This window comes from Undibacterium sp. TC4M20W (assembly GCF_049340245.1).
Lineage (GTDB): Bacteria > Pseudomonadota > Gammaproteobacteria > Burkholderiales > Burkholderiaceae_D > Undibacterium.
Window position 1 is genome coordinate 237131 of the sequence record NZ_JBMPPI010000002.1, and the last position, 18954, is coordinate 256084.

Here is an 18954-nt window from a genome sequence, read left to right on the forward strand (position 1 = left end):
TCTATGCGGATTAACCGAGGGCTGAAATTTTCGCCAGCAATTCTGCCGGGTCGATAGGCTTCACCAGGTAATCACGGGCACCTTGACGCAAGCCCCAGATACGGTCAGTTTCCTGATTTTTGCTGGTGCAAATAATCACGGGAACATCTTGCGTATCAGGATCCTTGGCGATCGCACGGGTAATCTGGAAACCATTTTGCCCAGGCATGACCACGTCCATCAAGATCAGCTGTGGTTTGTCAGCCTTGATTTTTGTCAGGGCTTCTTCGCCGTTTTCAGCTGTTGATACTGAAAAACCATTTTTCACCAATACATCGGTCAGGAAATAGCGTTCTGTTGGAGAATCGTCTACTACCAGAATTTTTTGAATGGCCATCTTGTTTTACCTCACATTAACTAACTTAACTATATAAATCTATGTCGCTGAAGTGTAATTCTTTACCGTTTTCAGCAGACTGTCCTTTGTAAAAGGCTTGGTCAGATACTCATCAGAGCCGACCATTGCGCCACGGGCACGGTCAAATAAACCGTCCTTAGAAGACAACATGATTACCGGTGTATCCCGGAATTTCGCGCTTTTTTTAATCAAAGCGCAAGTTTGATATCCATCCAGCCTGGGCATGAGGATATCGCAAAAAATCAGGTCTGGATGAGAATCGTTAATCTTGGCGAGTGCATCAAAACCATCTTCTGCCAACACTATTTTGTATCCGGCCTGACCAAGGAAAATCTCGGCCGAACGGCGTATGGTGCTGCTATCGTCAATCACCATGATTTTCAAGTTCTCGTTGCCTGTCAACGTTGACATAAAATCATCTCTTCCCGGCAGTATTAAGGTTACATATCACTGTAACAAAAAATCGCACATTTGCGCTTTTTTTCCTTGAATAAACATATTAAGCAACATCAAAATCGACAAATCGATCAGATTGCCACCATTTCGAAGTCTTCTTTACGTGCGCCGCACTCAGGACAGGTCCAGTTCATGGGTACATCTTCCCATTTGGTGCCAGCCGGAATTCCGTCTTCAGGTGAACCTTGCTCTTCATCATATACCCAACCGCAAATCAAGCACATCCACGCCTTGAAAACTACCTTTTCCGTTACCGTATCAGTCACGACTAAAACCCTTCAATCAAGTAAAATATTGAAACTGCTGCAAATATTCTGTTTGCAATGTGTTACTAATGGCATTTGCGCGAGTAAATAAGTCCTCACGAAGTCAGCTATATTAATCTACCCAACGTGCAAAACCAAATTTCTCCACTAATACTTAGCTTTGGCGCCTCAGATCCTGTTGCCGCCACCGGTATCCATGCTGATTTAGCATCGTTTGCAGCCATGGGCTGTCATGGACTGCCAGTCATCACCGCCATTTTAACTGGTGATACGTCGCAAATCGATGATTTACATCCACTTGATGGAGATTTAGTCGATGAACAGGCACGTACCGTGCTCGAAGACATGCCCGTACTGGCTTTTAAAGTCGGTCAGGCAGGCAGCGTCGAGAATGTCACTGTCATCGCCGAGATCGTTTCTGACTATCCTGAACTGCCGCTGGTACTCGACCCCTTCAATGCTGCCCTGACAGAACAAGGGCCGGAAGCAGAAGACCTGGTATTGGCAATCCGTGAATTATTAATTCCACAAGCCAGCCTGCTGATGATCTCTGCCGTGGAGTTATCGCGCCTGGCAGAAACCTGGAAAGAAAACACCGAGGCCGAGGCCGACACTGAGGCAGAAACCGAAGACCTGGCAGCCGACACCATGACGCTGATCGAATCCGGCTGCGAGTATATATTAGTCACGGGCACAGCGGGTGAAACTGGTGAGGTGGTTAACACTTTATATAATGAATCCGGTGTCGTCAGGCGTGACACCTGGCAGCGCTTGCCGGGCTCGCATGCAGGCGCAGGTTCTACCTTGTCTGCCGCGATTGCCGCCCTGCTGGCGAATGGACTGGAAATACCCGAGGCCGTACTGGAAGCCCAGGAATTTACCCATGCTGCCCTGAGTCACGCGCAAAGACTGGGCATGGGCAGGTTGATACCAGACCGTTATTTCTGGGCCAGGGAAAACAGCTGATCTTCAGCTGGTGATCATCGACCAATATTCATCAGCCAATACTGCACCCACTAATATATACATCTATATACGTCTTTATTTACAGACATCCTCTTTGCATCATTACTTATTGAAGCTCCATCATGACCGATAAAAACGACATCCTGTTTGCCCGCGCCCAAAAGACCACGCCTGGTGGCGTGAATTCCCCCGTACGTGCTTTTCGTTCCGTCGGTGGTACGCCGCGTTTCATCACCCGCGCAACCGGCCCTTATTTTTGGGATGCAGAAGACAAACGCTATATCGACTACATAGGTTCATGGGGCCCGGCCATCGTTGGCCACGCCCATCCTGAAGTCATCAGCGCAGTACAGGAAGCTGCTGCCCGCGGCCTGAGCTTTGGTGCGCCGACTGAAGGCGAAATCGAGATGGCAGAAGAAATCTGCAAACTCGTGCCCAGCATAGAACAAGTACGCCTGGTATCGAGCGGCACCGAAGCCACCATGAGTGCCTTGCGCCTGGCACGCGGCGCCACCAAGCGCGACAAGATCATCAAATTTGAAGGCTGCTACCACGGCCATGCTGATTCCTTATTGGTAAAGGCTGGCAGTGGCTTGCTGACATTTGGCAACCCGACTTCTGCCGGCGTGCCGGAAGACTTCAGCAAACACACGCTGGTGCTTGACTATAATAATTGCGAACAACTGGAAGAAGTATTTAAATCCATCGGTGAGCAGATCGCCTGCGTGATCGTTGAACCAGTTGCTGGCAACATGAACCTGATACGCGCCACGCAAGAATTCATCGAGACCATGCGCAAGCTGTGTACTGCACACGGCAGCGTTTTGATTTTAGATGAAGTGATGTGCGGCTTCCGTGTAGGTCTGCATGGTGCGCAGGCATTGTATGGTGTGCAGGCTGACCTGACTTGCCTGGGCAAGGTCATCGGTGGTGGTTTGCCGGTCGCTGCCTTTGGTGGCCGTGCTGAGTTGATGGGTCACATGGCACCTTTGGGCGGCGTCTATCAGGCTGGCACTTTGTCAGGCAACCCGGTTGCAGTGGCGGCGGGCATGACTACCCTGAAAATTATCCAGCAGGCAGGCTTTTATGAAAACCTGACAGCGCAAACCCGCAAGCTGGTGGATGGCCTGAGTGTTGCTGCCAAGGCTGCTGGCGTCACCTTTTGCGCAGATGCCGTCGGTGGCATGTTTGGCCTGTATTTTGCCAATGAAGTACCGGGTTCTTATGCCGCCATGATGGCCAGCAACAAGGAAAGATTCAACCGCTTCTTCCACCTGATGCTGGACCAGGGCGTCTATCTGGCACCATCCGCATTTGAGGCTGGCTTCGTTTCTGCGCAACATGATGATGCTGTCATTGCCGATACGATTGCTGCGGCTGAAAAGGCTTTTGCACAACTCTGATCCCGGGATCATCTGCAACTATAAGGAGGCTTGCTAACGCAAGTCTCGCTTGGTAGGGTGCGCCATGCGCACCATTTTTTTGGCCTACGCATACGTTTCTGTGCGTGAAGTCCGACAAGAAAGACGGTGCGCACGGCGCACCCTACCCGCATTTTGCTTCAATGTGATCTGTGATATCAGTGCTTGCCTATATTGATTGCGCAACAGCCTTTCAATTTTTTGACCTAAAATCTATCTGTCCTGGCCGTCCTGGCAAATTCAAATTCGCATGCGGCACCGGCGTCTGGCTGATAACTTTGCCGCGGCGCAGCACATGGGTGCGGGTGGCGCGCAAGCGTATTGCTTCTACCGGGTCGCTGGCATCGAGTATTACCAGATCGGCATTGCAGCCGACTTCCAGACCATATCCTTCCAGGCCCAATATGCGTGCAGGTGCGGCCGTCACTGCCTGGAAGCACTGACGCATCGCATCCTGCCCTGTCATCTGCGCCACATGCAGACCCATTTGCGCGACTTCGAGCATATCGCCAGAACCCAGGCTATACCAGGGGTCCATCACGCAGTCGTGGCCGAAGGCGACTTCTATGCCTGCAGCCAGCATCTCGGGCACGCGGGTCATGCCACGGCGCTTGGGATAAGTATCGTGGCGACCTTGCAAGGTGATATTAATCAGGGGATTGGCGATGGCAGCCACGCCGGCTTCGCGTATCAATGGTAATAATTTACTGACATAGTAATTGTCCATCGAATGCATGGAGGTCAGATGAGAACCGGCCACCCTGCCCTGCATGCCCAGCCTGTGGGTGTGATAAGCCAGGGTTTCTATATGACGCGACAAGGGATCATCCGATTCATCGCAGTGCATATCAACCCGCAGGCCTTTGTCGGCGGCGAATTCACACAGCAGCCGTACCGACTCTGCACCGTCAGCCATGGTGCGTTCAAAATGTGGGATGCCACCGACCACATCGACACCCATGGCGATGGAACGCTTGAGATTATCCATGGCGGTGGCGCTACGCAAGATACCGTCTTGCGGAAAGGCCACCAGTTGCAAATCCAGATAAGGGGCAACGCGACGTTTCACTTCCAGCAAGGCTTCGACTGCCAGCAAACGGTCATCGCAGATATCAACATGCGAACGCACTGCCAGCAAACCCCGCCCCACCGCCCAGTCGCAATAACGCATGGCCCGCTCGACCAGCGCTTCTTGTGTCAGCATGGGCTTCAATTCACCCCACAAGGCTATACCTTCGAGTAGAGTGCCGGACTGGTTAACCCGTGGCAAACCGTAGCTGAGCACCGCGTCCATGTGGAAGTGCGCATCGACGAATGGCGGTGTCACCAGATTGCCATTGGCGTTGATTTCTTCAGCCGCGCTGACAGGCAAAGCCACATCAATCGCGATGATGCGGCCACCCTGGATAGCGATATCGATACCCTTGCGACCATCTGGCAAACTGGCATTGCGTATGACAAGATCGTTCATCAGAAATCTCTCTCTATTATTAGTACATCGATTAGCAAATAGATTAGTACATAGTTATTACAGAAAATATGCGCCACGAGCCTCATCCTGCGTCATAATCTTGGCACAGAAAGGCAGGAATCTTATGGCAACAATGAAGCAAGTCGCAGAGAAAGCCCGGGTTTCAACGACCACGGTTTCTCACGTCATCAATAATACCCGTGTCGTCAGTGAAGATGCACGTGAACGTGTGCTGGCCGTGATACAGGAATTGCGCTATATCCCCAGCGCGGTTGCCCGCAGCCTCAAGAACGACCGCACCCACACTCTGGGTATGATGATACCGAATAATTCAAATCCCTATTTTGCCGAAATCATACAGGGGATAGAAGACGCTTCATTCAAGCTGGGCTATAACATTATCCTGTGCAACTCCTACGATGATCCAAAGAAGCAGGCGGCCTATATCCGCGTGCTGATGGAAAAACGCATTGATGGTCTGATCCTGGTGTCCTCCGGTTCAGATGAAGAGCTGACGCAATTGCTGGCCGACGAAGGCATACCCAAGGTGCTGGTAGATCGCGAAGTGTCGGGCGTGGTAGCTGACTTTATCGAAGCTGACCATGAACAGGGTGGCTATGAAGCAACCCGTTATCTGATAGGACTTGGTCACAAGCGTATTGCCTGCGTTGCCGGACCTGACATCTTGCTACCCAGTGGTGACCGCGTCACTGGTTACCGCCGTGCCTTGCAAGAAGCAGGGCTGGAATTCAATAGCGCATATTTGCTACATGCAGACTTTACCAGCCAAGGTGGCTTTAACGCTTTCCAGCAATTGCTGGCGCTGCCACAGCGGCCCACAGCAATTTTTGCGAGTAATGACTTGATGGCGATAGGTGGCATCAGGGCAGCCAATGAGGCTGGCATCAAGATACCGGAAGCCTTGTCCGTCATCGGTTACGATGATATTGCCCTGGCCTCGTTCAGCACCCCGCCATTGACGACGATAGCCCAGCCCAAACAGGCCATAGGTAATCTGACGGCACAGATACTGGTCAACCGCATTGTTGATCCTGAGGCGCCGTTGAGGCGGGAAATGCTGAAGTCGCAACTGGTGATACGGCAATCAACTGCCAACGTATCCAGCGCTGAATGAGTATCTAAATAAGTATCCCAATAAGTATCTAAATAAGTGTCTGAAATCAGGCGTCTAAATAAGGTGCCTGAAATCAAGGTTCAGAAACCAGGTTTTTGGAACTTGGTTACTGGCAGCTGTTTTTTAGAACTTCATCCTTGGAATTTATTTTTCCAGGCTTAAGAGATAGAGTTAATCAAGACCTGCAACAAGATCAAAATAATCATCGGGGAAAAATCCAGGCCGCCGATGGCGGGGATGAGTTTCCTCACTGGCTTCAGAAAGGGCTCGTTCAAAGCCCGTACAAAAGGCGCGAAAGGCGCGCTTGGGTTGACCCAGCTAAACAATACCTCCAGCAGCAGCAAGGCCATGATCTCGTAAATGATCCATTGCGCCATCATGATGCCTGCCATGATGAAAACCTGCTCAACCATGAATACAGGTAGCACCAGCCAGACGATAAAACCCGCTGTCGCCAGGGCAACCAGCAAGGCACCTATCAGTGTCGCCCAGTCATAGCCAGCAAAACCGGGAATAACACGGCGGATAGGATGTACCAGCCAGTCAGTCAATTTAAAAATGGCTTGCGCCATTGATGCTGGCGGCCGTATGCGTTGTGCCTGCATCCAGAAACGCAGTAACAAAAAGCCGGCAAATACCCCCGTGACGGCTTTGATGACATAAATTAAATTATTCAGTAACACGGCACACCCTTAAAAAAAACCCACTGCATGACGAATCAGACAGTGGGTATTGTGCCTGAATAAAACCAGGCCACCAAGCATATCAAAGATTATGCTGGGCGATTACCAGTTGGGAAAGGCCATGCTGCATTTGGACTTACAACTGTTTTTGCATCAGGTGTCGCTGGTTTTGCTGGAGCGGCCTTTTTAGCGGCTGGCTTAGCCGCCGCTTTTTTTGCTGCTGGCTTCGCTGCTGCTGGTTTAGCTGCTGCTGGCTTAGCTGCTTTGGCTGGCTTGGCAGCAGCTTTTGCTGCTGGTTTAGCCGCTGCCTTGGCTGGCTTAGCTGCTGCCTTGGTAGCTTTAGCTGCTGGCTTGGCTGCTGCCTTAGTCGCTTTAGCTGCTGGCTTAGCTGCTGCCTTAGTCGCTTTTGCTGCTGGCTTAGCTGCTGCTTTTTTCGCTGCTGGTTTAGCCGCTGCCTTAGTTGCTTTAGCTGCTGGCTTAGTGGCTTTTGCTGCTGGCTTAGCTGCTGCTTTTTTCGCTGCTGGTTTAGCCGCTGCCTTAGTTGCTTTAGCTGCTGGCTTAGTGGCTTTTGCTGCTGGCTTAGCTGCTGCTTTTTTCGCTGCTGGTTTAGCCGCTGCCTTAGTAGCTTTAGCTGCTGGCTTAGCTGCTGCTTTAGTAGCTTTAGCTGCTGGCTTGGCTGCTGCCTTAGTCGCTTTAGCTGCTGGCTTGGCTGCTGCCTTAGTCGCTTTAGCTGCTGGCTTGGCTGCTGCCTTAGTCGCTTTAGCTGCTGGCTTGGCTGCTGCCTTAGTCGCTTTAGCTGCTGGCTTAGCTGCTGCTTTAGTAGCTTTAGCTGCTGGTTTGGCTGCTGCTTTTTTAGCTGCTGCTGGTTTAGCTGCGGCCTTGGCTGCCGGTTTTGCTGCAGCTTTAGCTGCTGGCTTGGCGGCTACTTTTTTTGCAGCTGGTTTTGCTGTTTTAGCTGCGGCTTTTTTTGCAGCAGGCTTCTTTGCTGCTGCTGGTTCGTCCGGGGACGGTTGTGGTGCTGTTGCCATTTTGTTTCTCCTTCGATTGAGATGGAAAAAATCAGATAAAAATTAAATCCGCTCGATCCATTCAAGCGGATTATTCATCGGCACAAACATGATCGCTGTTTGCGCTAATGAATTCTGCACCGGCCGAACTGCTCCATCCCCTCTATTGATGGGGCGCTTCAGCCATCCTGGTTTGCTTAATGCTGCTTAATGCCGGCTCCTCGCCTGGCGGCAAACCCAAAAACGCCTGCATTAATTGCAGACGCCGGTATTCTTTTGCGAAATACAAAAACCAATAGCCACAATACCCAGTGTAGCCAGGTATTGCGGCACTAACAGTTCAAAACAATGTTGTCTATGACTGTCCATTCAGTTTGGTGAGGCCTCTCGCGTTTTACATCTTGTGCAAATCATGAGCAATCCCGGGGGATACTGACAGCTTGCGGCGTTTCCTGATTTGATGAATTCTTGTGGCTGCCTTTTCTATCTGGGGTCATGCATACCCAAATTCAACATCACATTCAAAACTTCAATCAACCTGCTCGCACTACTTGATCAGAAATCCCTGATCCGGATTTTGGCGTTCGCTGTTGTCAGCGCTTATTCCCAGTTGAGGGCTCCGCCAGTTTGATACTCAATTACACGTGTCTCAAAAAAGTTGCGCTCTTTTTTCAGGTCTATCATTTCACTCATCCAAGGGAAAGGATTTTCTTCCTGAGGGAACAGCGTTTCAAGACCGATTTGTTGTGCGCGGCGATTTGCGATGAAGCGTAAATAACCTTTAAACATAGGCGCATTCAAACCGAGCACTCCACGCGGCATTGTATCCTCTGCGTAACGATATTCCAACTCCACAGCACGCAAAAACAACGATTTAATTTCATCGCGAAATGCTGGCGTCCACAAATGTGGATTTTCCATCTTAATTGTATTGATTAAATCGATCCCGAAATTGCAATGCATCGATTCATCACGCAAGATGTATTGATATTGTTCAGCCGCGCCCATCATTTTATTTTGACGGCCAAGCGCCAGAATTTGTGTGAAGCCGACATAGAAAAACAGGCCTTCCATCAGGCAGGCAAATACGATCAGGGACTTCAGCAAAGTCTGATCTGCCTCAGTCGTGCCAGTCTTGAATGCAGGATCGGTCAACACGTCAATGAAAGGAATCAGGAACTGATCTTTGTCGCGGATAGAATCAACTTCATTGTAGGCATTGAAGATTTCTGCTTCGTCCAGACCCAGCGATTCAACGATGTATTGATAAGCGTGTGTATGGATAGCTTCTTCAAATGCCTGGCGCAACAAGTACTGGCGGCATTCTGGTGCCGTGATATGGCGGTAGGTGCCGAGTACTATATTGTTGGCAGCCAGAGAATCGGCGGTCACAAAGAAACCAAGATTACGTTTTACTAAACGGCGCTCATCTTCTGTCAGACCATTTGGGTCTTTCCAGAGTTCAATATCACGTTGCATATTGATCTCTTGTGGCATCCAGTGATTGGCGCAACCTGCCAGATATTTATCCCACGCCCATTTGTATTTGAAGGGAACCAGTTGATTGACGTCGGTAGTACCGTTGATGATGCGCTTGTCGGCAGCGTTCACGCGGCGGGCCACATCTTCTGCGGCGACCGGCACTGGCTTGCTGACCAGCGCAGGATTGAGGGCAACATCCTGAGTCTGCAGGCGAGGCTGCAAATCCTGGCCAGTGACCTGACGTGGTGCCGGAGCTGCCGGCTTGACTTCATCATCCCAAGATAACATTATTTATTTCCTTACTTTTGTAACAGCTTATTCTTCAGAGGGAAGAAGCAGCGCTTCTTCCCGCAGTTTTTTGACACTTACTTTTCGACACTTATTGGCAGGCTTCGCATTCTTCGAAACCGGCATCACCAGGACGCAACATGCAGGCCGGGCCATCAGTTTCCTGAGCAGCTGCGCTGATGCCGGCAGGTGCTGCGCCATAAGTACCACCATTACCATCGACACCTACCGCATTCAATGCACCGGTTTTGCTGGTGGATTTTTCAGTGTGCGTTGCACCTATGGTACGCAGGTAGTAAGTAGTTTTCAAACCACGCAACCAGGCCAGCTTGTAAGTCTCGTCCAGTTTCTTGCCGGATGCGCCTGCCATATAGATGTTCAGGGACTGCGCCTGATCTATCCATTTTTGACGACGCGCAGCTGCCTCAACCAGCCAGGATGGGCTGATTTCAAATGCTGTTGCATACAGGGCACGCAGATCTTCCGGGATGCGGTCGATACGGGCCAGGCTGCCGTCAAAGTATTTCAGGTCAGAGATCATGACTTCGTCCCACATGCCGCGCTCTTTCAGATCGCGCACCAGGTGTTCATTGATCTCGGTAAATTCACCGGACAGATTCGACTTCACATACAGGTTCTGGTAAGTCGGTTCTATACAAGCGGCCACACCAATAATGTTAGAAATTGTTGCAGTCGGCGCAATCGCCACGCAATTCGAATTGCGCATGCCAAATTTCTTGATGCGGTCACGCAGTGGGTACCAGTCCATGGTTTCCGAGAAGTCGGCTTCCAGATAACCGCCGCGTTCTTCGGCCAGCATCTTCAGGGAATCTTGCGGCAGGATGCCACGGTCCCACAAAGAGCCAGGGTAAGAACTGTAACGGCCGCGTTCTTCAGCCAGTTCTGTCGATGCCCAATAAGCGTAATAGCAGACGGCTTCCATGGAAGTATCAGCGAACTGTACGGCATCCATCGATGCATAAGGGATGCGCATCATGTGCAGGCAATCCTGGAAACCCATGATGCCCATACCGACAGGACGGTGACGCAGATTGGAATCGCGCGCCTTCTTCACTGCATAGTAGTTGATGTCGATGACGTTATCCAGCATACGCATCGCTGTACGCACAGTTTTTTGTAATTTAATGTGATCCAGCTTGCCGTCTTTCATGTGGGCAGGCATGTTGACCGAACCCAGATTACATACCGCGATCTCACTGTCATTGGTGTTCAGGGTGATTTCTGTACACAAATTGGAGCTGTGGACCACGCCTACGTGCTGTTGTGGCGAACGGATATTGCAAGGATCTTTGAAAGTGATCCATGGATGACCAGTTTCAAACAGCATGGACAACATCTTGCGCCACAAGTCCAGCGCCGGTATTTTTTTGGACAGAGTCAGTTCGCCCTTGGCTGCTTTTGCTTCATAAGCGACATAAGCCGTCTCAAAAGCCTTACCAAATTTATCATGCAGGTCAGGCACATCGGATGGGGAGAACAAAGTCCAATCGCCTTTTTCCATGACGCGCTTCATGAACAGGTCAGGAATCCAGTTCGAGGTATTCATGTCATGCGTACGGCGGCGGTCATCACCGGTGTTTTTACGCAGGTCGAGGAATTCTTCGATGTCCATGTGCCAGGTTTCCAGGTAGGCGCACACCGCGCCTTTGCGTTTACCACCCTGGTTAACAGCGACTGCCGTGTCATTGACAACTTTGAGGAAAGGCACGACACCCTGGGATTTGCCATTGGTGCCTTTAATATGCGCGCCGAGTGAGCGTACTGGTGTCCAGTCATTACCCAGGCCACCGGCGTATTTTGCCAGCAGAGCGTTTTCCTTGATGGCTTCGTAGATACCATCGAGGTCATCGGCAACTGTGGTCAGGTAGCAGGAAGACAGTTGTGAGCGTTGTGTACCAGAATTGAACAAGGTCGGTGTCGAGCTCATGAAGTCAAAGCTGGACAGCAGATTGTAAAATTCTATGGCGCGGGTTTCGCGGTCGATTTCATTCAGGGACAAGCCCATCGCTACACGCATGTAAAAAGCCTGAGGCATTTCTATACGGGTACCGCGTACGTGCAGGAAGTAGCGGTCATACAAAGTTTGCAGACCAATATAACCAAATTGCAGATCGCGGTCAGCAACCAGGGCATTTGCCAGTTTCTTCAAATCGAACTGACCCAGTTTGGCATCGAGCAAATCGGCTTCTATGCCCTTCTTGATAAATCTAGGGAAATAATCAAGGTATTCTGCTGCGGCATCCTGTTGCGCCACTTCTTTACCAAACACTTCTTTACGGACTGTATGCAAGAGCAAGCGTGCCGTGACCTGGCTGTAAGCCGGTTCTTTTTCCATCAGCGCGCGGGCAGCCAGGATGGCGGATTTGTACAACTCTTCTACCGGTACGCCGTCGTACAGGTTTTTCAAAGTTTCGGCCAAAATCGCATCCGGGTCAGCCAGCTTGTCGAGGCCCAGGCAGGCAGCAGCAATCATCTTGCGCACTTCTGCGACATCCAGCGGACGGGACTGACCATCAACGATGACGTGCAATTGCGGCACGGCAGCTTCGACATGGCCAGGCGCATCATTGACGCGACGGCGTTCTTCCATGCGCTTGGCGCGATACAACACATAAGAGCGGGCAACGTCATGCTCGCCTGAACGCATCAGCGCCAGTTCAACCTGGTCTTGCACATCTTCTATATGAAAAGTACCACCGGCAGGCTGGCGGCGCAGCAAGGCTGCGACTACGCTGGCGGTCAGTTGTTCTACCAGTTCACGTACCCGGGCAGATTCTGCACCATGCCCACCATTCACAGCCAGAAACGCCTTGGTCATGGCGATGGCGATTTTGGATGGTTCGAAACCAACCACAGAACCATTACGGCGAATGATGCGATATTCGCTGTAACTGCTGTGATTGTTAGTGGCAGGTGTTGCTGCCATATTCAAAACCGACCCAAGTTCTGGCTTGGACGTAGTAGATGTTTCAATAGAAGAGTGCATTGATCCTCCGGATGCGGTGTTATTTTTTGCCAGCAAAGTTGAAGTGCGACGACTTTGCCGGACATGGGGTTAAACAGTGAAGCGACTAGGCGGTTAAGCAAGTAAGGTGCAGCAAGGCATACAGCCGGATGCGGCGAAATTCGCCAAATCCGGTTTATTTTGTTTACATCAGACACAAATTCAATTGCAAAACATGAGGGAAATTGAAGCAAGGCAAGAAAACAAACAAATCCTGAAAACCACTACATCTAGTGCGCTAATTTTTATTTGCCCTAATTCTAGTGCCGCCTCAGGCGATATGCAACCGCTTTTTATTTAATTAATTGAATTATTTTTTCTGTAAATATGTGTACGAGGTGTTGACTTTCGCAAAGCACAGAAATGCGTCAGTGCCGCCGAGAGCGGGCACTAACATTTAATTTCATGCTAGTAGCGGAGCCTGGTATTGCCTGGCTAATGATTCCCAAAATGGGTGTGGCAATGGAATCAAGAAAGTTGGATTGATGGTGGTCTTGCAGCTATCTCACTACAAGCAGGCAACTGGCCGGACGCATGCGGCCAGAATCGCCATCATCAACATATGCAACTAAAAGACACAACTAAAAGAGCCAACTAAATAATTTACTCCTGGATCTTCAGTTTTTGTATCTGGTAACGCAGTTGACGGAAACTGACGCCCAGCAATTCTGCCGCCTGGGTACGGTTGTTGCGGGTCTGCTGCAGGGCACGGCGTATCATTTCGCGCTCTACGCTTTCAAGATAGTCGGGCAGCGAGCAAGGCAAGCCCGGGGCGGCGAATACATCCTGCACTATAACAGGTGGGGCATCCACAACAGCCTGGCCGTGATTACTGATAACGGCGGTTGGTACCGGTTGCACTACCGGCAGCTCAGGTGACTTCCTGGTTCCGCGCAGGGCCAGGTCGCTGACCTCTATGCAACCATCATTGGCAAAGGCAACTGCGCGCTCCAATATGTTTTCCAGTTCACGCACATTGCCGGGAAAGTCATAACTGATCAAGGCATCAATTGCCTCTACTGACATATCAACATCATTGCCAGTCAGTTTTTTGAGGATATTGCGCGACAGTTCGACTATATCCTCCAGTCTTTCGCGCAGCGGTGGCAAGTGCAATTCAATGACATTCAGGCGGTAATACAAGTCTTGCCGGAAGCGTCCCTCTTCTACACAGATTGCCAGGTTCTGATGGGTCGCACTGATAATGCGCACATCGACTGCCTCTTCAACTGTGGCACCAACCTTGCGCACGCGCCTTTCCTGTATGGCACGCAGTAACTTGACTTGCATGGGCAAAGGCAGGTCGGCTACTTCATCAAGCATCAGAGTGCCGCCGTTGGCAGCCTGGAAAAAACCTTCCCTGTCATCAGCAGCGCCGGTAAATGCGCCTTTTCTGTAACCAAAGAATTCCGCTTCCATCAAGGTCTCGGGAATTGCCCCGCAATTGACGGCGATAAAAGGCTTGTCGGCCCTGGCACTGCTAGTATGTATTTCGCGCGCTGCCAACTCCTTGCCGCTACCAGATTCGCCGGTAATAATAACCGGTGCCATGCTGCGTGCCAGACGGCTGATCTGCGCCCTGACCTCTTGCATGCCTTGCGACTGGCCTATCATGAAAGAACTGGCGGGGACGTTCAGTTTTTCCGGAGTCGCCAGTTGTACTTTTTGAACTTCATTGGTTTGCAGGGCCGACCTGACCAGTTTGCGCAACTGGTCAAGCGCCACCGGCTTGGAGACATAGTCGAAGGCACCAGCCTTCAAGGCAACCACAGCATTGTCGGCACTACCAAAAGCGGTGATCACGGCGATAGGCGTATTTTTATAAAGTGCACTGACTTCCTGCACCAGCTCCATACCCGAGCCGTCAGGCAGACGCATATCAGTGAGTACCAGTGCATAGCTACGCTTGCTCAGATGGGCGCGGGCCAGTGCCAGGGTTTCTGCGCTATCGACATCCAGCCCCATTTTGATGAGGGTAATCTCCAGCAGTTCGCGCAGATGCGCCTCATCATCCACTACCAGGATGCGGGGACAGGCCGCAGCTTCTATCATACTCATGCACTATATCCAGAGAAATTAATTACAAAACGCCCGCTGGGCTCGGTCTTGCCTTCTTCGGTTTCTTCAACCCTGTATTCATAATCAAGCAAGGCATGGTTATTCAAACACAACTCCCTTGCCATATACAAGCCCAGGCCAGTGCCCATACGTGAAGTAGTGTAAAACGGCTCAAACAAATGCGACCTGACTTCATACGGAATCGCTGGTCCATCATCTTGTATATGCAACTCTTGCCGCCCACTACTATTAATATAGGCAAATAGTTTGATACTGGCTTTTTGCCCACTGGCATAGCGTATGGCATTCGACAAAAGATTCAACACCACTTCGCGCAAATGACTGGGATCAAAGTTGACGAGGAAGTTTTCATTTTTCAATACTGCAATAAAATCAGTGGGCAAGTTACGTGTTTCTATAAAATCCCTGACCATTTCTTCTATCTGGTCCATCACCAGATACGGTTCCACATCCGATTGTGCCTTACGTGAGAGCTTCAGGATATCTTCTATGAGCTGGTTCAGGCGTGCCACATTGTCATCAACAATCTTCAACAAGCGTTGTGCCTGTTTATTTTCATGGCCAGGTTGACTCATGTCCTCATTCAATAAGGAGGCAGCATAAGAAATTGACGACAGCGGATTACGCACTTCGTGGGCAATGCTGGCCGTCAGGCGGCCCATGGATGCCAGTTTGAGTTGCTGCGCCTGGTTTTCTATATCCGACACATCTTGCATGAAGACGATGGTGTAGCTGCCATTGCGTTCTTTCAAGCCACCCGCATTGACACCCTTGATAGAAACAAAACGCAATTTCAAGTGCGTGATGAAATGCGGGCGTTCACGTTCATTACGTTCTCTGGTGGCAGTGTCGGCTGCCATTTCACCCAATTCAGGCTTGGGATCGTCGAGATAACAGCGTATCGACACGAAGGAAATTTCTTCTTCCTTGCGGCGGTCAGGCAAACTGGGACGCGCCTGCATATTGCTCAATACTTCAACAATCGGGCGCAAAGCAGCTATGCTCCCCAATTCTGTGCCTATCATTTCTTTGCTGAGATTGCCTCCCAGCATGCGCGCCGCTGCGGGATTGATTTCAAACATGCAACCATTCTGGTCCAGCACCAGGATGCCATCGCCCATGTCAGCAATCACCAGTTGATTGATGGCCTGTTGTATGGCGAGTGCGTTACCACGCTGTACTGCCAACTGTTCCTGATTAATCAGATTATGTGCCAGCCGGTTGACGACAGACACCACCGCAAAATAGGCCGCGCCATACAAACCTGATTGTGAAAAAGGAGCCCCATCTATCTGTTGCAGATAATGATAAACACTCTCTCCCAATAAAAACAGGACGACGATGGACGTAAAAAAGAAAGACCAGAGCAGCGGGCTCAGTATCGCTGCACCTGCCAGCGGGAACAAAAATAAAATACCCAGGCCGCTCTTGCTACCACCACTCGCCAGATACATGGTGGAGATGATGATGATGTCCAGCAGTATCTGCGTCGTCAGTTGCCACATGAAACGGCGAGGGTAAAGTTGCTTGAGCACCACAAAGCCAATAGCTACCGACAAATAAGCCAGGCCAATATCACGTCCAAACAAATGCTCACTGGTCCAGATGTCTTTACCACTGCGCAAGCTCAGCAAGATCAGCAAGCTCGCCGCCACCACGATACGCGAGGCATTCAGCGTTTGCAGTGAGCGCCAGAATGAGTGTGACGGTTCAGACACTTCCTGGTAGGTTTCAGACATGGGTGTCCTGTCGGCTGGCAGGCTCATGCAAGGTCAGCATGTTCTTGACTGCAGTAAACCTGACCGGCGCGCTGCACTGCCTCTGATGCGGGCAAATAAATCTGGCAATGTGCGCAGCAGACCATGTTTTCAGCAGATGCGGCATTCTGTGAACCGGCATTTTCCGGGGCCAGCGGGCGCTCTGGATTGCCAGACCTGGTAGCCGGAGGCTGCGCTTTCTTCTTCAAAGCCAGGATAACCAGTATCACCAAGCCCAGCCAGAACAGTAACCTCATGACAGGCTCCTGTGCAGCAAGACTTCCAGCACAAAACGGCTGCCTACATAAGCCAGCAACAAGGTAACGAATCCGGAAAGAGTGAAACTCAATACTGTTTTACCGCGCCAGCCACGCCAGTAACGCCCGGTCAGCAAAATCGCGAACAGTAACCAGGACAGCAGTGACAGCAAGGTTTTGTGATCCCATTTAAAAGCAACACCCAGCACCTGCTCTGAAAATATCACGCCCGACAAGACTGTCAGTGTCAATAAAACAAAACCAAACAGGACAAAACGGAACAGAATTTTTTCCATGGTCAGCAAGGCAGGCAGCCTGTCTATCAGGGTATTGAGCCACTCCACCTTTTTTACCCTGCGCAATTGATGCAGATGCTTGTCTTGCACTGTCATGACGACAGCATGAAAAGCCGCGATCGTCAGCGTGCTATAGGCCAGCATGGCAACCACCACATGCCAGGGGAACATGGCAGTCTTGCCAGCCAGGGCAATCAGACTGCCTGGGAAAAAACTGGGCAAGACTGCCATCATGGCGGCATTAGGCATCAGTAACAGACGCAGGCCATCGAGGGAAGAGTTGCGGTTTTCCAGCCAGCAGACAAACACAGATACCCACAGAGCTGCAGATAACATCACAGCAAAGCCCGCCCTGAGTGCATGATCAGGGAAAATTGTCAGCCACAAAGCCATGCCATGTGTCAGCCAGGCCAGGGCACTGACGGCATTTGACAGCGTCAGCCAGCGTCCAGGCAAGACTATGCTCAATATATATAAGGCAGCAGCAACGAATGATAGATAGATTTGCATGGGACAAGTTTACACCATGTCGCATGAAAAGTCGGATTATGCATGTTCAGCAGTTTCCACAAGTGCGCCCTAACCTGCCAACGGATTGATTGATGACAAGGTTTTTTGATATTTTTTCATCTTGTCGTACAGGGTTTTCTTGGGTATGCCCAGCGCTTCGGCAGCGGCTGCCACATTATTGGCGCTCTTTTCCAGTGCAGCCTGTATCAGGCTGGCTTCATACACATCCAGCTTTTCAGGCAGGCTGTAAGCAGCCGTCGTCTGGACTTGTCCGGTTTGCTGAGCGGGTAGATCCGCAAATTCAGCCACTCCAAGTACCAGTTGATCAGCGAAATTGCGCAACTCGCGTACATTGCCCTGCCAGTCAGCCTGCATCCATTGCTGCATGTGAATCGAAGATAACAGCGGCGCTTGTTTTTGATAACGCAACGCTGCCCGCTGTACAAAGTACGATAACAGCAAAGGAATATCTTCGCGCCTTTCATGCAGCCTGGGCAAATGCATGGTGACGACGCTGAGGCGGTAGTACAAGTCTTCGCGGAATTGTCCTTGTGCGCTGAGCTTGAGCAAATCCATTTTGGTGGCGGCTATGATGCGGCAATCCAATGCGATCAATTGATTGCCGCCCAGTCTTTCGAGACTGCGCTCTTGCAAAACCCTGAGCAATTTGATTTGCAGGTTCAGCGGCATACTTTCAATTTCATCAAGAAATACCGTACCACCTTGCGCGTACTCCAGCTTGCCTATACGTCGTTTTTGGGCACTGGTGAAGGCACCGGCTTCATGTCCAAAGATCTCGCTCTCGAAAACTGACTCTGGCAAGGCACCACAATTGATGGCAACAAACTCGCCTTTACAGCCACTGGCCAGATGCAATTGCCGCGCCACCACTTCCTTGCCGGAACCGGTGGCACCGTTGATCAATACATCAACCTGTGTCGGGCCTATGCTTTGTATGAATTTCCTGACTTTTTCTATTTGCGGGCTTTGGCCTATCAGGTCTGGTGTGTCCGCATGATTGAGCCAGGATAATTTGAGCTTGCGGTTTTCCATGACCAGTCGCCGCTTTTCCTGGGCGCGCAGGCAGGCATCGAGCAGGCGTTCAGCTGCAAAAGGCTTTTCCAGAAAATCATAAGCACCATGGCGCATGGATTCTACCGCCATGCTGACGTCGCCATGACCAGTAATGATAATGACAGGCAGCTCAGCATCAATGCCACGCACTTTTTCCAGCACGTCGAGGCCAGACTTGCCGGGCAAGCGCACATCGGTGACGATAATGCCGGCATAGCCGTCCTTAATATAAGCATCTGCCAGTTCTGCACTGGCACAGGCCTGCACTTCAAAACCACCAAGCTCCAGCGTCTGGGTCGTTGCCAGGCGCACTGCCTGCTCATCCTCTATTAATATAGCGAGCATTTGAGTCATACTGTTTCCTTAACTATATATACAGTCATG

General features: G+C 50.8%; 17 protein-coding genes. 5 read left to right on the forward strand and 12 right to left on the reverse strand.

Annotated elements, in window-relative coordinates:
* Positions 1-10 precede the first annotated feature (10 nt).
* The 3 genes from ACO0LL_RS03580 to ACO0LL_RS03590 all read right to left on the reverse strand — a co-directional run bounded on the left by ACO0LL_RS03580 (position 11) and on the right by ACO0LL_RS03590 (position 1077).
* Positions 11-376, reverse strand: a complete 366-nt coding sequence (locus ACO0LL_RS03580; protein WP_162039914.1) for a response regulator transcription factor — start codon at positions 374-376, stop codon at positions 11-13.
* A 39-nt stretch (positions 377-415) separates the two neighbouring features.
* On the reverse strand, positions 416-808 hold the full coding sequence (locus ACO0LL_RS03585; RefSeq protein WP_110255216.1) for a response regulator: 393 nt from the start codon (positions 806-808) through the stop codon (positions 416-418).
* Positions 809-924: 116 nt separating this feature from the next.
* Positions 925-1077: a rubredoxin gene (locus tag ACO0LL_RS03590; RefSeq protein WP_110255217.1), complete on the reverse strand. Its 153-nt coding sequence runs from the start codon at positions 1075-1077 to the stop codon at positions 925-927.
* 168 nt (positions 1078-1245) lie between these two features.
* Between ACO0LL_RS03590 and thiD the strand changes: the two genes are divergently transcribed.
* Together thiD and hemL are read left to right on the forward strand one after the other, a co-directional pair.
* A complete protein-coding gene (gene thiD, locus ACO0LL_RS03595) occupies positions 1246-2085 on the forward strand; it encodes a bifunctional hydroxymethylpyrimidine kinase/phosphomethylpyrimidine kinase (protein WP_422949519.1) in 840 nt (279 codons plus the stop codon).
* Positions 2086-2207: 122 nt separating this feature from the next.
* Entirely contained in the window at positions 2208-3488 is a 1281-nt protein-coding gene (gene hemL, locus ACO0LL_RS03600; RefSeq protein WP_422949520.1) for a glutamate-1-semialdehyde 2,1-aminomutase, read from the forward strand.
* Positions 3489-3699: 211 nt separating this feature from the next.
* Here the strand turns inward: hemL and ACO0LL_RS03605 are convergent, their stop codons facing one another.
* Positions 3700-4977, reverse strand: a complete 1278-nt coding sequence (locus tag ACO0LL_RS03605; RefSeq protein ID WP_422949521.1) for an amidohydrolase family protein — start codon at positions 4975-4977, stop codon at positions 3700-3702.
* A 124-nt stretch (positions 4978-5101) separates the two neighbouring features.
* Between ACO0LL_RS03605 and ACO0LL_RS03610 the strand changes: the two genes are divergently transcribed.
* Positions 5102-6112 (forward strand): LacI family DNA-binding transcriptional regulator, encoded by a 1011-nt coding sequence (locus tag ACO0LL_RS03610; protein ID WP_422949522.1) that lies wholly within the window; start codon positions 5102-5104, stop codon positions 6110-6112.
* Between the two features lie 158 nt (positions 6113-6270).
* Here the strand turns inward: ACO0LL_RS03610 and ACO0LL_RS03615 are convergent, their stop codons facing one another.
* Positions 6271-6795, reverse strand: a complete 525-nt coding sequence (locus tag ACO0LL_RS03615) for a YggT family protein (protein ID WP_422949523.1) — start codon at positions 6793-6795, stop codon at positions 6271-6273.
* 273 nt (positions 6796-7068) lie between these two features.
* Between ACO0LL_RS03615 and ACO0LL_RS03620 the strand changes: the two genes are divergently transcribed.
* Positions 7069-7869, forward strand: coding sequence for a hypothetical protein (locus tag ACO0LL_RS03620; protein WP_422949524.1), 801 nt, complete (start codon positions 7069-7071; stop codon positions 7867-7869).
* 533 nt (positions 7870-8402) lie between these two features.
* Here the strand turns inward: ACO0LL_RS03620 and ACO0LL_RS03625 are convergent.
* Together ACO0LL_RS03625 and ACO0LL_RS03630 are read right to left on the reverse strand one after the other, a co-directional pair.
* Positions 8403-9572, reverse strand: a complete 1170-nt coding sequence (locus tag ACO0LL_RS03625; RefSeq protein ID WP_422949525.1) for a ribonucleotide-diphosphate reductase subunit beta — start codon at positions 9570-9572, stop codon at positions 8403-8405.
* 91 nt (positions 9573-9663) lie between these two features.
* Positions 9664-12519, reverse strand: a complete 2856-nt coding sequence (locus ACO0LL_RS03630; RefSeq protein ID WP_422949684.1) for a ribonucleoside-diphosphate reductase subunit alpha — start codon at positions 12517-12519, stop codon at positions 9664-9666.
* Between the two features lie 166 nt (positions 12520-12685).
* Here ACO0LL_RS03630 and ACO0LL_RS03635 point away from each other — a divergent pair, with 166 nt between their 5' ends.
* The gene (locus ACO0LL_RS03635; RefSeq protein WP_422949526.1) at positions 12686-12898 is read left to right on the forward strand and encodes a hypothetical protein; all 213 of its coding nucleotides are present in this window, start codon (positions 12686-12688) and stop codon (positions 12896-12898) included.
* A 302-nt stretch (positions 12899-13200) separates the two neighbouring features.
* On the opposite strand, the gene ACO0LL_RS03640 is transcribed toward ACO0LL_RS03635, so the two are convergent.
* From ACO0LL_RS03640 to ACO0LL_RS03660, 5 genes are all read right to left on the reverse strand, one after another.
* Positions 13201-14655 (reverse strand): sigma-54-dependent transcriptional regulator, encoded by a 1455-nt coding sequence (locus ACO0LL_RS03640; RefSeq protein WP_422949527.1) that lies wholly within the window; start codon positions 14653-14655, stop codon positions 13201-13203.
* Complete coding sequence (locus ACO0LL_RS03645) at positions 14652-16442, reverse strand: sensor histidine kinase (protein ID WP_422949528.1); 1791 nt, start codon at positions 16440-16442, stop codon at positions 14652-14654. Before ACO0LL_RS03645 ends, ACO0LL_RS03640 begins: the two co-directional genes overlap by 4 nt.
* The gene (locus tag ACO0LL_RS03650; protein WP_422949529.1) at positions 16439-16690 is read right to left on the reverse strand and encodes a PP0621 family protein; all 252 of its coding nucleotides are present in this window, start codon (positions 16688-16690) and stop codon (positions 16439-16441) included. Before ACO0LL_RS03650 ends, ACO0LL_RS03645 begins: the two co-directional genes overlap by 4 nt.
* Positions 16687-17496 carry a cytochrome C assembly family protein gene (locus ACO0LL_RS03655; protein ID WP_422949530.1) on the reverse strand — a complete coding sequence of 270 codons (810 nt, stop codon included), beginning with the start codon at positions 17494-17496 and terminating at the stop codon, positions 16687-16689. Before ACO0LL_RS03655 ends, ACO0LL_RS03650 begins: the two co-directional genes overlap by 4 nt.
* 69 nt (positions 17497-17565) lie before the next feature.
* On the reverse strand, positions 17566-18924 hold the full coding sequence (locus ACO0LL_RS03660; RefSeq protein ID WP_422949531.1) for a sigma-54-dependent transcriptional regulator: 1359 nt from the start codon (positions 18922-18924) through the stop codon (positions 17566-17568).
* Between the last annotated feature and the right edge of the window lie 30 nt (positions 18925-18954).

Excerpts from the sequence above, each read along its gene's own strand:
- ACO0LL_RS03585 (WP_110255216.1), bottom strand. The coding sequence starts at position 808 with ATGTCAACGTTGACAGGCAACGAGAACTTGAAAATCATGGTGATTGAC.
- ACO0LL_RS03605 (WP_422949521.1), bottom strand. The coding sequence starts at position 4,977 with ATGAACGATCTTGTCATACGCAATGCCAGTTTGCCAGATGGTCGCAAG.
- ACO0LL_RS03590 (WP_110255217.1), bottom strand. The coding sequence starts at position 1,077 with ATGTGCTTGATTTGCGGTTGGGTATATGATGAAGAGCAAGGTTCACCT.
- ACO0LL_RS03660 (WP_422949531.1), bottom strand. The coding sequence starts at position 18,924 with ATGACTCAAATGCTCGCTATATTAATAGAGGATGAGCAGGCAGTGCGC.
- ACO0LL_RS03655 (WP_422949530.1), bottom strand. The coding sequence starts at position 17,496 with ATGCAAATCTATCTATCATTCGTTGCTGCTGCCTTATATATATTGAGC.
- ACO0LL_RS03645 (WP_422949528.1), bottom strand. The coding sequence starts at position 16,442 with ATGAGCCTGCCAGCCGACAGGACACCCATGTCTGAAACCTACCAGGAA.
- ACO0LL_RS03640 (WP_422949527.1), bottom strand. The coding sequence starts at position 14,655 with ATGAGTATGATAGAAGCTGCGGCCTGTCCCCGCATCCTGGTAGTGGAT.
- ACO0LL_RS03650 (WP_422949529.1), bottom strand. The coding sequence starts at position 16,690 with ATGAGGTTACTGTTCTGGCTGGGCTTGGTGATACTGGTTATCCTGGCT.
- ACO0LL_RS03610 (WP_422949522.1), top strand. The coding sequence starts at position 5,102 with ATGGCAACAATGAAGCAAGTCGCAGAGAAAGCCCGGGTTTCAACGACC.
- ACO0LL_RS03625 (WP_422949525.1), bottom strand. The coding sequence starts at position 9,572 with ATGTTATCTTGGGATGATGAAGTCAAGCCGGCAGCTCCGGCACCACGT.
- ACO0LL_RS03630 (WP_422949684.1), bottom strand. The coding sequence starts at position 12,519 with ATGGCAGCAACACCTGCCACTAACAATCACAGCAGTTACAGCGAATAT.
- ACO0LL_RS03580 (WP_162039914.1), bottom strand. The coding sequence starts at position 376 with ATGGCCATTCAAAAAATTCTGGTAGTAGACGATTCTCCAACAGAACGC.
- hemL (WP_422949520.1), top strand. The coding sequence starts at position 2,208 with ATGACCGATAAAAACGACATCCTGTTTGCCCGCGCCCAAAAGACCACG.